The organism is Corynebacterium sp. HMSC071F07, from assembly GCF_001810285.1.
Lineage (GTDB): Bacteria > Actinomycetota > Actinomycetes > Mycobacteriales > Mycobacteriaceae > Corynebacterium > Corynebacterium simulans.
In genome coordinates this window covers 42,194-56,418 of sequence record NZ_KV800714.1, presented here as the reverse complement: position 1 = coordinate 56,418, position 14,225 = coordinate 42,194, and the positions used below count along the sequence as shown (strand labels likewise).

General features: G+C 61.7%; 12 protein-coding genes and 1 pseudogene. 5 read left to right on the top strand and 8 right to left on the bottom strand.

Features of this window, described 5'->3' with window-relative positions:
- Window positions 1-50 precede the first annotated feature (50 nt).
- Window positions 51-254 (top strand): hypothetical protein, encoded by a 204-nt coding sequence (locus HMPREF2724_RS13000; RefSeq protein WP_061920637.1) that lies wholly within the window; start codon window positions 51-53, stop codon window positions 252-254.
- 2 nt (window positions 255-256) lie between these two features.
- On the opposite strand, the gene HMPREF2724_RS08735 is transcribed toward HMPREF2724_RS13000, so the two are convergent.
- Complete coding sequence (locus HMPREF2724_RS08735) at window positions 257-880, bottom strand: hypothetical protein (RefSeq protein WP_168164881.1); 624 nt, start codon at window positions 878-880, stop codon at window positions 257-259.
- A gap of 808 nt (window positions 881-1,688) precedes the next feature.
- Here HMPREF2724_RS08735 and HMPREF2724_RS08730 point away from each other — a divergent pair.
- Window positions 1,689-3,026 carry a DUF2252 domain-containing protein gene (locus HMPREF2724_RS08730; RefSeq protein ID WP_070432347.1) on the top strand — a complete coding sequence of 446 codons (1,338 nt, stop codon included), beginning with the start codon at window positions 1,689-1,691 and terminating at the stop codon, window positions 3,024-3,026.
- 52 nt (window positions 3,027-3,078) lie between these two features.
- Here HMPREF2724_RS08730 and guaA read toward each other — a convergent pair whose 3' ends face one another.
- Entirely contained in the window at window positions 3,079-4,653 is a 1,575-nt protein-coding gene (gene guaA, locus HMPREF2724_RS08725; protein WP_070588237.1) for a glutamine-hydrolyzing GMP synthase, read from the bottom strand.
- A gap of 262 nt (window positions 4,654-4,915) precedes the next feature.
- On the opposite strand from guaA, the gene HMPREF2724_RS13510 reads away from it, so the two are divergent.
- Window positions 4,916-5,281 (top strand): hypothetical protein, encoded by a 366-nt coding sequence (locus HMPREF2724_RS13510; protein ID WP_062042182.1) that lies wholly within the window; start codon window positions 4,916-4,918, stop codon window positions 5,279-5,281.
- On the opposite strand, the gene HMPREF2724_RS08715 is transcribed toward HMPREF2724_RS13510, so the two are convergent.
- Window positions 5,278-6,414, bottom strand: a complete 1,137-nt coding sequence (locus HMPREF2724_RS08715; protein ID WP_070432348.1) for a GuaB3 family IMP dehydrogenase-related protein — start codon at window positions 6,412-6,414, stop codon at window positions 5,278-5,280. The genes HMPREF2724_RS13510 and HMPREF2724_RS08715 overlap by 4 nt on opposite strands.
- 24 nt (window positions 6,415-6,438) lie before the next feature.
- Window positions 6,439-7,959: an IMP dehydrogenase gene (guaB, locus tag HMPREF2724_RS08710; protein ID WP_062042188.1), complete on the bottom strand. Its 1,521-nt coding sequence runs from the start codon at window positions 7,957-7,959 to the stop codon at window positions 6,439-6,441.
- 162 nt (window positions 7,960-8,121) lie between these two features.
- Between guaB and HMPREF2724_RS08705 the strand changes: the two genes are divergently transcribed.
- Complete coding sequence (locus HMPREF2724_RS08705) at window positions 8,122-8,493, top strand: DUF5319 domain-containing protein (RefSeq protein ID WP_070432349.1); 372 nt, start codon at window positions 8,122-8,124, stop codon at window positions 8,491-8,493.
- Window positions 8,494-8,545: 52 nt separating this feature from the next.
- Here the strand turns inward: HMPREF2724_RS08705 and HMPREF2724_RS08700 are convergent, their stop codons facing one another.
- Together HMPREF2724_RS08700 and HMPREF2724_RS08695 are read right to left on the bottom strand one after the other, a co-directional pair.
- Window positions 8,546-9,349 (bottom strand): hypothetical protein, encoded by an 804-nt coding sequence (locus tag HMPREF2724_RS08700; RefSeq protein WP_210385628.1) that lies wholly within the window; start codon window positions 9,347-9,349, stop codon window positions 8,546-8,548.
- 62 nt (window positions 9,350-9,411) lie between these two features.
- Window positions 9,412-9,975: a sigma-70 family RNA polymerase sigma factor gene (locus HMPREF2724_RS08695; RefSeq protein ID WP_070432350.1), complete on the bottom strand. Its 564-nt coding sequence runs from the start codon at window positions 9,973-9,975 to the stop codon at window positions 9,412-9,414.
- Window positions 9,976-10,278: 303 nt separating this feature from the next.
- On the opposite strand from HMPREF2724_RS08695, the gene HMPREF2724_RS08690 reads away from it, so the two are divergent.
- Window positions 10,279-10,569 (top strand): WhiB family transcriptional regulator, encoded by a 291-nt coding sequence (locus tag HMPREF2724_RS08690; protein ID WP_061920616.1) that lies wholly within the window; start codon window positions 10,279-10,281, stop codon window positions 10,567-10,569.
- Here the strand turns inward: HMPREF2724_RS08690 and HMPREF2724_RS08685 are convergent.
- Both HMPREF2724_RS08685 and groEL read right to left on the bottom strand, forming a co-directional pair.
- Window positions 10,566-12,914 carry an ATP-binding cassette domain-containing protein gene (locus HMPREF2724_RS08685; protein WP_070588236.1) on the bottom strand — a complete coding sequence of 783 codons (2,349 nt, stop codon included), beginning with the start codon at window positions 12,912-12,914 and terminating at the stop codon, window positions 10,566-10,568. The two genes, HMPREF2724_RS08690 and HMPREF2724_RS08685, sit on opposite strands and share 4 nt — an antisense overlap.
- Window positions 12,915-12,980: 66 nt before the next feature.
- Window positions 12,981-14,225, bottom strand: a pseudogene (groEL, locus tag HMPREF2724_RS08680) (chaperonin GroEL); the annotation flags it as partial.

Here is a 14,225-nt window from a genome sequence, read left to right as displayed (position 1 = left end):
TTCATTTCGGCAACGACTACAACGAAACCGCCCATCCCGCCGTCCTCTCCGTGCTCGCGCCCGCCGCAGCCGTGTACTTCATGGTGGGCGGCACGCAGGTCAACACCCCGGCCCAGGAGGCCGGGCTCTCGAGCAAGTACGTCTGCCAGTTCTTCGAGGAACACGACGGCCTACGCGCGGTGCGTTTCTGCACGTCCTGGTCCACGCGCGACGAGGACGTCGACGCGCTCTGCGCCTCCATCGCCCAACTCTAGGTCTACCCCTGTTCGAATACCCCTGTTCGACAAATACATTGGACAATCGGTTGCAGGCTTTCCGACGCCTCCTTAACCTCCGTGGCATGACCGTCTCCATCTTCGATGCCCTTGCTCTCGGCGTCGATTCTCTCAAGGAAGCCGCCGGCCTCACCGTGGCTGAACTCCGCGACCGCGGCCTGACGCTCGCCGACGCCACGTTCATCCACCCCTTGGCCGCCGTCTATTGGCGCACTAAGCCCAAAGGCATCGCCGAGGCCCGCAAAGCCGCCCGCGCTGCCGGCCACAGCCTGCGCGTGCTCGCCCGCATCGAGGTGCTCGCCGCGCGCTGCGACGACCCTAACGCCGCCCGCATCACCTTGTGTGGAACCGCGGAGACCAAGCTCGATGAGGTCGGCGCGAGTCTTGCCAAGCCGAAAACCCGCGTGGAGTCCGCCCGCCATACCTATGGCAAAGACGGCTGGCACCGTTTGGTGATTAACACCCAAGACCCGTGGCTGATGGACATGCTCAGCGCGCTGCCCGGCGACGACCTGCTCGACGGGTTCAAACAGTTCGTCGCCGACGGAGAACAAATTCAGGCCCCAGCCCGTGCTGCGCACGTAGTTATTCGTCTCGACGAGCATGAGGAGTACCTCGCCGAGGGCAAGCTCATTCGTGCCACGGATGGCACGGTGCGCCCGGCTCGTTTGCTTGTGCAGGAGAAGTTGGCGGAGGTCGGCTACGTTACGTTGGTGACTGATTGGGGTGAGCCGGTGGATTGCTTTAAGTCGACGCCGATCTTCAACGAGAAGCAAACACTCATGGCGTTCGCGCTGCATCCGCAGTGTATTCACCCGGGATGTGTGACCCCGGCTCTGTTGTGCGAGCGTGACCATTTCATCCCGCGGAACAAGGGCGGCGACACGAACGTCGCGAACCTTGTGCCGCTGTGCCGGTTCCATAACGGACGCAAGGCCGACGGGGATTCGTATACCCACGATGCCGAGGGCAATTACTGGTACGTCACGCCCTACGGCAAGCGATACCTCTGCACCGTGGACTACCCCCCACAAACGACAACCCGCCCCGAAAGGCGGGTCATTCGACATGCCGTTTTAGTTTTTCGTGCCGCCGAAAACGTCGGACATGGCGGTGGCGTCGAGGGCCGCATCGATGTCAGCGACCTCGTTAGCGGTGAGCACGATGTCGGCGGCGGCGAGATTCTCACGCAAATGCTCGGGCTTGCGGCTGCCGGGATGGGCACCGCGCACTTCGCGATGAACTGCGCACCGAGCTCCTCGCCCACTCCCCGCTGCTGGCGTTTAGCACCCATGTGTCCAGGCTCCGCCCAAACCGCGTGTCCGTCCCGCTTGCCGATGCCCCCGGCCCGCACGCCGCGGCGCCCGCGCGCGAACTCTACGAGGCGATCGTTCGCGACTAGGCTGATTCGACGTGAAGCCACAACATACTCCTGCCGAACGCCGCGCTGCCGGCAAAGCAGCCCGCAAGCACACCCCGCGCCGTACCCTCGGCTCGTGGCAGCCTGCCGAGGACCGCGACCCTTTGGGTATCATCCACGCGCAGGCTCCGGCGCGCGTCGCGGAGCTGCTGCCGCTGCGCTACGCGCGGATGGGGGAGTCGGCGTTCGCGTTCTACCGCGGCGGAGCGGCGATTATGGCGGCGGACCTCGCGTCGTTGGCTACCTCGGGCATCACGGTCCAGGCCTGCGGAGACGCGCATATCTCGAACTTCGGGCTCTTCTCTGCGCCGGATCGGCGCACGGTCTTCGACCTCAACGATTTCGATGAGACGTTGCCCGGCCCCTGGGAGTGGGACGTTGCGCGACTGGTGACCAGCGTGGAAATTTGCGCGCGCGAGCGAGGCTTTGATCCGGAGGAGCTTGTCGAGTCCACCGTTGCCGCCTACCACCGGGCAATGTCTCGTTTCGCGGACATGGGCAACCTCGACGTGTGGTACACACGCTTCGAGATGGAGGCGACACTCGATGAATTCGGTGGACGACTGGGCAAGAAGTCCGTCAAGAGCGTGCGCAAGCTCATCGCGAAGGCCCGTGCCAAGGACAGCCAGCGTGCGGTGGGCAAGCTCACAGAGGTCGTCGACGGGCAACGCCGCATTATCTCGGATCCGCCGGTGCTCGTGCCGCTGCGTGATCTCGTGGAAGGCCCCGAGCGCGAGCTTGCCGATGCCGTCGTGCGCGAAGCGCTGAGCTCCTATCTCGCCACGCTCGCACCAGAGCGAGCCAGCTTGCTGCGTCAGTACCGCTACCAGGATGCAGCGATGAAGGTCGTGGGCGTGGGCAGCGTGGGCTTGCGTGCGTGGATGGTGGTGTTCGAGGGCAACGGCGAGCACGACCCGCTTGTGCTGCAAATCAAGGAGGCGCGGCCGTCAGCACTCGCGCCCTATCTCCCGGCAAGCGAGTACGCTCATCATGGTCAGCGCGTCATCGAGGGCCAGCACGCCATCCAGGCGACGGCGGATATCCTGCTCGGCTGGACGCAGGTGGGCGACCACCACTTTTACGTGCGCCAACTTTGGAATGGCAAGGGTTCCATCGATCTCGATGACCTCAGCGCCGAGGAACTCAACGCGGTCGCCGTGCTCTCCGCCGTCACGCTCGCCCGCGCCCACGCCCGGACCGGTGACCGACTAGCCATCGCGGGTTATCTGGGTAAAGGTACCGCCTTCGAGCGCTCCGCCGCCCGGTTTGCGCGGGCCTATGCCGACCAGAACGAGGCCGACTGGCAGGCGTTTCGCGCCGAATTCCTCTAAAACGCGCACAGCGCCCCGCCGAGATCGGCGAGGCGCTGCGGGGCGGGCGGGATTATTCCCACTCGATGGTTCCTGGCGGCTTGGAGGTGCAATCCAAGACCACGCGGTTGACGTCCTTGACCTCGTTGGTGATACGGGTGGAGATCTTCTCCAACACGTCATAAGGCAGGCGGGTCCAGTCTGCGGTCATGGCATCCTCAGAAGACACCGGACGCAGCACGATTGGGTGGCCGTAGGTGCGGCCGTCGCCTTGAACGCCGACGGAGCGGACGTCGGCAAGCAGTACCACCGGGCACTGCCAGATCTCACCGTCTAGGCCAGCATTGGTCAACTCGGTACGTGCGATGAGGTCTGCCTCGCGCAAGGTCTCCAAACGCTCTTCAGTAACCTCGCCGATGATGCGGATGCCCAGGCCCGGGCCCGGGAACGGCTGGCGCGCCACGATTTCCTCGGGCAAGCCCAGCTCGCGGCCCACGGCACGCACCTCGTCCTTGAACAGCAGACGCAGCGGCTCGACGAGCTCAAACTCGACGTCGTCAGGCAGGCCGCCCACGTTGTGGTGGGACTTGATGTTCGCCGTACCGTCACCGCCGCCGGACTCCACGACGTCCGGGTACAGCGTGCCCTGGACGAGGAAGTCAACGGAGGAACCTGCGGGGGCGTCGTTAAGCACGCCTGCAACAGCACGCTCGAAGGAACGGATAAACTCCGCACCGATTGCCTTACGCTTGGCCTCCGGCTCGGTAACGCCGGCGAGCTTGGCAAGGAACGCCTCGCGTTCGTCTGCGGTGACGAGCTTTGCGCCTGTCGACGCCACGAAGTCCTTCTCCACCTGCTCACGCTCACCCGCGCGCAGCAGGCCATGGTCGACGAAGACACAGGTCAGACGGTCACCGATAGCGCGCTGCACCAACGCGGCAGCCACAGCGGAGTCCACTCCGCCGGACAGGCCGCAGATGGTGCGGCCTTCCGGACCAACCTGCTTCTGGATATCAGCGATGAGCTGCTCCGCAATGTTGTCTGCGGTCCAGTTCTGCTCGAGGCCTGCGACCTCGGTGAGGAAGCGGGTAAGCACTTCCTGGCCGTGCGGCGAGTGCAGTACCTCTGGGTGGTACTGCACGCCTGCCATGCGCTTTTCAAGGCACTCAAAAGCCGCCACCGGCGCACCCGCCGAGGAGGCAGTAACCTCGAAGCCTTCCGGAGCCTCGGAGACAGAGTCGCCGTGGGACATCCACACCTTGTGTGTGGCCTCGAGGCCCTGGTGCAGGACGCCGCCGGAAACGTTGACGTCGGTGCGGCCGTATTCACGAGAGCCAGTCGAGGCGACCTTGCCGCCGAGCGCTTGGGTCATAGCCTGGAAGCCGTAGCAGATGCCGAAGACCGGGATGCCCAGCTCAAGCAGCTCGGGCTTCAGAGAAGGAGCGCCGTCCGCATAAACAGAAGACGGGCCGCCGGAGAGAATCAGAGCGACCGGATTCTTGGCCTTGATTTCTTCCACGGTGGCAGAGTTGGGAACAACCTCGGAGTAGATGTTGGCCTCACGGACGCGACGTGCGATGAGCTGCGCGTACTGAGCGCCAAAGTCCACAACGAGGACTGGACGCGGAGTAGTGGTTGGGTTAGTCACGCGCTACAGTCTAGCCCATTGAACCGCCTTTAAATACGGGTACCCCAGTTCGTTGTGGGAAGCGGTGGCCGCTACACTTCGAGCTCTGGCGCGCGGGCGAGCGCGTGCTGCGTTGCCGTGGTTAAAGCGGCGCGGACGTTGCCGTCTGAAAACTCGTCACTCGGATAGTTCCGCGCACGAGTGAGGTCGAGGCGAGGACGCGGGACTCCGCTTCGTCGGAAAGCGCAAGCATTCGACCTGCATATTCTGCCAAAATCTCACCTTGCTCGGTAAGCCGGATACGCCGCCCGACGTCACGTTCGCAGTGCGCGAGTTGCTGCGAGATAGCGGAGTACGTGTACCGCAAAGCTTCCGCCACTGCGGTTACGGTTCCGAGGCGTTGCAGCTCGGTGCGGCGCTCGCAGTGCAGCTTTTCGACGACGGCGGCACCTGGGACCGCGAGCAGTGGCTCGCCGCAGCCGCGCTCGGACTCTCGCTGGGCATGATGAACGGCTTCTTCTACGCGGCCATCGCGCTGATTATCATGGCCTCGGTACTACAGACGATGGTGCTTGCGCGCGGCACAAAACCGAAACTGCGACGGGTGCCAAGGAAGGCACACCGCCGCAGTCGGGCAAAGGTCGGTTAGCGTACTGCCAGGCCAACCTTCTGGAAAGACTTCAGATCCGTGTAGCCGCACTTAGCCATCGCACGCTTGAGCCCACCGACCAGATTCAGCTGGCCGTGTGGCTCATTAGACGGGCCGTGCAAGATGACCTCGAGCGAAACCTGCTCCGGCTCCGATAACGGCGCGTATCCTGCCGCGATGAGGTCCATGTCCGCAGCCTCGATGACGCCGCGTGGGAAACGCGGGTGGCCAGCCGTCGACGGCCAGTAGTAGCCCTTTCCGCCTGCCTCTGCAGCGCGGGCCAAAACCGGGCCCAAGACCACAGAATCAGCGCCGCAGGCAATCGCCTTGGCGATGTCAGCGGAGGTGTAGATGTCGCCGTCGGCAAGCACGTGCACGTAGCGGCCGCCGGTCTCGTCGAGGTAGTCGCGGCGAGCGGCAGCGACGTCGGCAATGGTGGTTGCCATCGGCACATCGATGCCCACGGTCTCGGCGTTGGTATTAACACCAGAGCCCACGATGATGCCGGCAGCGCCAGCACGCATCAGGTGCAATGCGGTGGTGTAATCAGCCACGCCGCCAGCGATAACTGGCGTATCGATGGAACCGATGAACTCCTTCAAGTTCAGCGGCTCCCCGCCCTGCTGCACGTGCTCCGCGGAAATCAACGTGCCCTGGATGAACAGGATCTCAGCACCCGCCTTGATGACCACCGGTGCCAATTCCCGCGCGCGCTGCGGCGAAACACGCACCGCCACGGTCACGCCGGAGTCACGCACCTGTGCGATGCGCTCTGACAACAGCTCCTCATTCAGCGGCGCTGCATGCAGCTCCTGCAGCGTGGAAAGGTCAAAAGGATTCTCGGTGACCTTCGCCAAGGCTGCCTCTAGGTCCGCGTGACGGCCCCACAGGCCCTCCGCGTTGATGACGCCCAAGCCGCCCTGCTTGCCCATCTCGATGACGAACTCGGGCGTAGCCAACGCGTCGGTTGGGTGGGAAACCAGCGGGGTATCGAAGGTATAGGCGTCGATGTTCCAAGTGGTGTCGACGTCTTTAGAAGAACGGGTACGGCGGGTAGGGACCAAGGAGATCTGATCAAGATCGTAAGTACGGCGTGCCTCACGGCCGATACCGATTTCAACGTAATCGCGCATGTTCTCTTTCCTCGAAAGATTCGTTTAGCGGTAGTTCGGAGCTTCGATGATCTGCTGCAGGTGGTGCGGGTGAGATTCCTTCAGGCCCGCCGCGGTGATCTGGACGAAGCGCTTGGTCTTCAGCTCCTCGATGGTGGCCGAACCGGTGTAGCCCATGGAAGCGCGCAAGCCGCCGATGAGCTGGTGCACAATGGCATCGATGTCACCGCGGAAAGGAACGCGACCCTCGACGCCCTCCGGAACCAGCTTGTCCTCGCTCTTAACGTCGGCCTGGAAGTAGCGGTCCTTGGAGTAGGAGCGCTTCTCGCCGGTAAGGCCGCGGCCCTGCATAGCGCCCATGGAGCCCATGCCGCGGTAGCGCTTGTATTGCTTGCCCTGGACCACGACGATATCGCCAGGCGCCTCGGTGGTGCCTGCAAACATGGAGCCCAGCATGACGGTATCTGCACCGGCAGCCAATGCCTTGGCGACGTCGCCGGAGTACTGCATGCCGCCATCGCCAATGACCGGCACGCCAGCTGGACCAGCCACTGCCGCAGCTTCCATGATGGCCGTAATCTGCGGAGCGCCAACGCCCGCGACGACGCGGGTGGTGCAGATGGAGCCTGGGCCGATGCCGACCTTGATAGCGTCCGCGCCGGCCTCAATCATGGCCTTCGCCGCCTCGCGGGTAGCGAGGTTGCCGCCTACGACGTCGACCTTGGAGCCGAAGTCCTTCTGTACACGGGAAACCATCTCCAGCACGCGGTTGTTGTGCGCGTGAGCGGAGTCGACGACGAGGACGTCAACGCCGGCGTCGACAAGCGCGCCTGCACGAGCATAGGATTCCTCACCCGTGCCGATACCCGCTGCCACCAGCAGTCGTCCGGAGGAATCCTTGGAGGAGTTCGGGAACTGCTCGGTCTTTACGAAGTCCTTGACCGTGATCAGGCCAACCAGCTTGTTGTCATCATCGACGATAGGAAGCTTCTCAACCTTGTTGGAAGAAAGCAGCGCCAGCGCCTCCTCCTTGGCCACGCCCTCCTTGGCCACAACCAGCGGCATAGGGGTCATGATCTCGGAGACTTTGCGGCCGAAGTCCGGCTCGAAACGCATATCGCGGTTGGTGCAAATGCCCAGCAAGGTGCCTTTGTCATCGACGACCGGCAGGCCAGAAATGCGGAAGCGTGCGCACAGCTCGTCGACTTCCTGGATGGTCATATCCGGGCTAGCGGTAACAGGGTCCGTCACCATGCCTGACTCAGAGCGCTTGACGATTTCCACCTGGGTTGCCTGATCCTCAGTGGACAGGTTGCGGTGCAGGACGCCGATACCGCCCTGGCGTGCCATGGCGATTGCCATGCGCGCCTCGGTAACGGTATCCATGGCGGCAGAAGCCAGCGGAACGCCGAGACGAATGTTGCGGGTGAACTGCGCCGAGGTATCCACCTCGGACGGAACGATGTTGGATTCTGCCGGCAGCAGCAGAACGTCATCAAAAGTCAAGCCGTACAGGGCTACCTTGTTTGGGTCATCGCCGCCGGTGAGAATGTGATTATCGCTCATGGGTTAAGGACACTCCTTAAATAAGGCCAAGATGGTTTCGCGGTAACCACAACTGTAGTGCTTAAAGCACCCCGAATGGTAGCCGGGCCGCCCCGTAAGAAAGGTATGCAAGCCCCTATGAGGAATTGCCTAAAGGGGGTAGAAGTTTATAGGCTCGCAAAGGTGAACTTCTTCGCCAATATGCCACGCGACCCATTCGCAGACGATCCCAACGATCCCGCTTCCTTCCTGGAGGAAGACGAGCAGGTCATACCTTTGTCCGAGGAAGAACGCTTGGCTATCATCCACGACCTCGCCTTGGTGCAGGAATTCGCACGCGTGCTGGGCCCGCGCGGAATCGACGGCATCTTCTTTCTGTGCGAGGATTGCGAAGAAAACCACTTCTACGAGTGGGACATCATGGCTGCAAACATGCGCGCCACTTTGGACGGCGAACTCGCCCCGGTACATGAGCCAGGCGCGCAGCCGGACCCCACGCGCTATGTTCCGTGGGATTATGCGCTCGGCTACATGGACGGCCTAGACGCCCGTTAAAAAGAAATTCCCTACCTCGCTGTGAGGCAGGGAATTTTTTAATACTGCTGGTTTACTGCTGCTGGTTTTCGCCGAGGTAACCATCAGGGCCTTGGCCCTCAGCGGTGTCCGTGGCGACTGAAGTTGGTTCGGTCTGCTCGCCAGTTTCCTGCGAGGGCGTATCCGGAGCCACAACCGTAGAGGTGATGGTCTGGTATTCCGTTACGGTTACCGGCGCTGGCTCTGGGCTAGATGCTGGGACTTCCTTTTCCAGGGTCTCCGTCGCAGTTACCGTAGAACGCGCTGCGGGGAATGGCTTGGTAGCCGGCGTGGCCGAGGGCTTTTCCGCGGAGGTAGGCTCCGGCTGCGAGTTGCGTGATTCGTCGATGATACGGCGCGCTTCATTAAGCAATTCGCGAGTGCCGGCCATGTCGCCATTTGCGGAACGACGGTCCATTTCCTCGAGCGTGCCTGCAAGCTCCACGGAGGAAGCATCCGAGCTGCCAAACATGGACTTGTGCACGTCGTAGAGCGGAGAACCAGGGCCTGCGTTGTAGACGGCAGTACCAGTACCGGCAATGACCAAGGTCGCCGCCGCTGCACCAATTAGGCCGTTGACGAAAGGCCGCGAACGACGCCTCTTGGAGGCCGCGGCCAGAGAGATAACCTCAGCTTCCTCGTCGGCGCCTTCGATAACCGGAGCTGGCGGCATTTGCTTTTCGACGTCGTCACGCAGCTCGAGAAGCAAGCCCGCCAACTCGTCTTCCCCAGCAGAAGGGTCCTGGCCCTGAGAAAGGCTAGTCAGGAATGCGTCATCGTCGACCAAAGGCTGCAGTTGCTCAGAGATATTGAGCTGTGGCTCATCCTTCTTCGCCATGATGGCCCCCCTTCCTTGAATGAGATATGGACATATGAGATTTGAGAAGATACGCGCTTGCGCTATTGACCAGAGGCGCCGATAGCCTTGCGCAGTTGTGCCAATGCTCGATGCTGCGCCACGCGTACCGCACCCGGTGTAGATTCCACGATTTCCGCAGTCTCCTCGGCTGTAAGGCCCACGAACACGCGCAAGATGACTATGTCTCGAGCTTTGTCACTTAATGTATCGAGCAACTCCCGCACTCTGTTACTACCATCCGTGACCAGCGCAGATTCCTCTGGATTTGCGTCTTTGGCCGCGCTTTCCGGGACTTCCTCGGCGGGGTTGGAGTGGTCTCGACCCATGGCGCGGTGCGCATCGGTGACCTTGTTGAAGGCAATGCCATAGACGTAGGCCATGAATGGGCGGCCCTTATCCTCATAGGAGTCGATGGATGTGGCAACAGCGAGGCAGATTTCCTGAGTGACGTCTTCTGGCGTGGGTTGGCGCCCGCCGCCGATGCGTGCGCGGCAGTAGCGCAGCACCTGCGGGTGGATAATCCGCATGATCTTCTGGAGTGCGCGACGGTTGCCGTCAGCAGCTAGCGGCACGAGGTCCGCTAGCTCTTTATCGGTATCGCTCACTGTTTTTCCTTGGGGTTTTCCTTGGGGTTTGCTGCTTTAGTTTTCGCCTTAGCCCTTACACCCTAGCCCGTTCGGGTGGATTTATATCCTTTTACTCCCGGCGCGCCAAAAGTTCATACACCGTTTACCTTTGCTGTTCGTGCAGTTCAGACCCGCTAAAAATGCCCTCCGCGTAAAGAATCCATATAGCGTAAACAATCCGGTAACCATTCGTTTACCACGTGCGTCGAAACTTCTAAATCGTCTTATTCCTCCATTGCGCGAATTCATGCGCGCAGGGTATTTACTAAAGGAGTTTTGAACATGTCTCAGCCCCATTCACTTCCCGGCCCTAACGCTGACTTTTGGGATTGGCAGCTGCAGGGTGCATGCCGAGGAGAGAATTCGGACGTGTTTTATCACCCAGACGGCGAGCGTGGCCGCGCTCGCGCCCAGCGTGAGAACCGCGCTAAGGCAATTTGTCAGTCCTGCCCGGTCCTCGAGCTATGCCGCGAGCATGCGCTAAGTTCCGCGGAACCGTACGGCGTGTGGGGCGGCATGAGCGAATCCGAGCGCGTGGCTGCTTTGCGCACCCGCGCTACGGTCACCGTTTAGGCCACATATTCAGCGAGGTAGCGCCCAGTCACAGAGGAGGCGTTGCCGGCGAGTTCACGGGGGCTGCATGCGGCAACCAACCCGCCACCTGCGGAGCCTGCCCCGGGGCCTAAATCAATGATGTGGTCCGCGTGTGCGACCACAGCTAGGTGGTGTTCCACGCACACCACGGTGTTGCCTTCCTCGACCAGGTGGTCGAGCAATTCGAGCAGCTTATCGACGTCCGCCAAGTGCAAGCCCGTCGATGGCTCATCCAACACCAAAACATCAGCCTGCGCCTTCTTATCCGCCATGTGGACGGCCAATTTCAGGCGCTGACGCTCACCGCCGGAAAGGGTGTTGAGTGGTTGGCCCAAGGTGATATATCCCAGCCCCACGGCGACCAGGATCTCACAGACCTTCTTCGCAGCGGCAACTTTATTTTCCGCGAAGTAAGCCGCAGCCTCAGCAGCTGGCGTTTCCAATACGTCGGCGATGTTTTTGCCGCCTAGCTCGTAACGCAGCACGTCTTCGGAAAAGCGCCTGCCTTCACAGACCTCACACGGCACGTCAGCGCCGTCCATGAATCCGAATTCCACGTAGATGACTCCCGCACCATTGCAATTTGGGCACGCGCCTTCGGAGTTCGCAGAAAACAGGGCAGGCTTGACGACGTCGCTTTCAAAACTGTTCGCCTTCGCAAACGCCTTGCGGATGGAGTCCAACGCGCCGGTATACGTCGCGGGGTTGGAGCGACGCGAGCCTTTGATCGGGGTTTGGTCGACGAAGAAGATGCGTTCTTGGACTTCTTCTGGCAGGCACGCCAAAAGCGAGGACTTACCGGAACCGGCCACGCCGGTAATCGCGCTGAGCACCCCGAGCGGGATGTCTACGTCGATGCCGCGTAGGTTGTTGCGCTGGGCGTTATGGATTTCGATGGCGCCCGAAGGAGTGCGAGTTTCTTCCTTGAACTGGGCGCGGTCCGCCAGGTGGCGGCCGGTTAAGGTATCCGCCTCGCGCAGTTTATCGACGGAACCGGTAAAGACCACTTCCCCACCCTGGCTGCCAGCGCGGGGCCCTAAGTCGACGACGTAATCGGCAATAGCGATGGTCTCCGGTTTATGCTCCACCACGAGAACGGTGTTTCCCTTATCGCGCAGCTGCAGCAAGAGTTTATTCATCCGTGCGATATCATGCGGGTGCAGGCCGGCGGTGGGCTCGTCGAAGACATAGGTGGCGTCGGTAAGCGCGGAGCCCAAGTGACGTACCATTCGGGTGCGCTGCGCCTCGCCGCCTGAGAGCGTGCCCGTGGCACGACTCAAGGTAAGGTAGCCCAAACCGATTTCCACCGCATTAGCCACCGAGCGCCTAATCGAGGCCAGCAGCGGCGCGGCGGACGGGGCGTCGATGGCAGAAAGCCACTCGTCGAGCTCAGTAAGCTCCATGTCGGAGACATCGGCGATGGACTTGCCTGCAATAAAAGATTCGCGGGCATGCTGCGCCAGACGTGTGCCGCCGCAGTCGGGACAGTCCGCGAAGACCACTGCGCGTTCCACGAAGGCCTTCATATGTTTTTGGAGGCTATCTTTGTCCTTCGACAGCACGGAGGCCTGCAAGCGCACAACAAGACCTTGGTAGCTCATGTTGATGCCGTTGATTTTGGTCTTGACGTCGCTCAGGTAATACAGCGCGTGTTTTTGCTCCTCTGTGAAATCCTCGACCGGCTTATCTGCCGGGTACAACCCTGACTCTGCGTAGGCCTTCCACAGCCAGGAGCCGACTTTCATGCCGGGGTACAAGATGGCGCCGTCGTTTAGGCTCAAGGACTCGTCCACGACTTCTTTCAGGTCGATTTGCGAGGCGCGGCCCATGCCCTCGCAGGTCGGGCACATTCCACCGGTCCGCTCAAAACGGCGAACCTCTTTCACGCCATTGACCTCGATAGTGCCCTGCCCGCTGGCGGAAGGAACGTTGAAGGAATACGCCGCCGGGCCGCCCACGCGCGGAGAGGCAATGCGCGAGAAAAGCACGCGCAGAGCGCCGGTGATATCCGTTGCGGTACCGAAAGTGGAACGCGAGTTGGCTGCCATCCGCTCCTGCCCCACCACAATGGCGGCGGTAAGGCCACTGAGCTCGTCGACGTCGGGATGGGCCTGGGATTGCATAAAGCCCTGCACGAAACCCGGGTAGGTCTCGTTGATAAGCCGCTGAGATTCTGCAGCGATGGTTCCGAATACGAGAGAGGACTTGCCAGAACCAGAGACACCGGTGAACACGGTGAGTTTCCGCTTAGGGATATCGACGCTTATCTCTTTGAGATCATTATCGCGCGCGCCGACAACGCGGATGAATTCTTGATTGTGCACCTAGCCATCCTAAGACGAAACCCCGGGCCTCCACGTGGGAGACCCGGGGTGATTCGCGGCTAAAAATTAGTGGTGATGGCCGTGGGAAGCAGCGGGAGCTTCTTCCTCAGCCGGCTTTCCACTACGGATGCCTCGGTGGTCAGAACCATGCGAGCAACGGAGGTGGCGTTAACCACTGCGGAGTGGGTGACCTTAACAGGGTCGATGATGCCCTGCTCCAGCAGGTTGCCGTACTCCAGGGTGGCGGCATTGAAACCGTGGCCATTCTCGAGTGCGGAAACGTGGTCAACGATGACGGAGCCGTCCAGGCCAGCGTTCTGCGCGATCCAGTAAGCCGGGCGGGTCAGCGCGCGGGATACGGAGAGCACGCCGGTCTTAGCCTCGCCCTCGAACTCCTCGGCAAACCTTTCCAGTTCCTTGGAGATCTGCACGAGTGCGGAACCGCCGCCTGCGATGACGCCCTCGTCGACGGCCGCGCGGGCAGCGTTGATGGCGTCCTCGACGCGCAGCTTGCGCTCGTTAACCTCAGTCTCGGTAGCAGCGCCGACGCGGATGACGGCAACGCCGCCGGACAGCTTCGCCAGACGCTCCTCGAGCTTCTCGCGATCCCAGGTGGAATCGGTGCGCTCGATTTCGCGGCGCAGCTGCTCGCGACGCTCCTCCACAGCGCTAGCTTCGCCAGCGCCGTCAACGATGACGGTGTCTTCCTTGGAAACCGTCACGCGGCGGGCAGAGCCCAGTACCTCGAGGCCAACCTCGTTCAAGTTGATGCCTACCTCCGGGTCCACAACGGTGGCGCCGGTGACAACGGCCAGGTCATCCATGAAGCCCTTGCGGCGCTCGCCGAAGTACGGGGCCTTCACGGCGGCAACCTTGAGCACCTTGCGGATGGAGTTAACAACGAGCGCCTGCAGCGGCTCGCCTTCCACATCTTCCGCGATGATCAAGGTAGGACGCGACGACTCAGCAATCTTCTCCAGCAGCGGCAGGAAGTCCGGCAGGGAGGAGATCTTGTTGCGGACGAGGAGGATGGCTGCGTCGTCAAGCACTGCGTTGTAGGTCTCTTCTTCCGTAGCGAAATACGGAGAAAGGTAGCCCTTGTCGAAGGAAATGCCCTCGGTAACGTCCACGGAGGACTCGATGGATTGGGATTCCTCGACGGTTACGACACCGTCCTTGCCCACCTTGTCCATGGCGCCAGCGACCATCTCGCCGACCTCTGGGTCACGGGAGGAAACGGTTGCCACCTGCGCGATTTCCGACGCCGAGTTCACCGGCGTTGCGCGCTTCATCAGCTCTTCGACGGTCTTT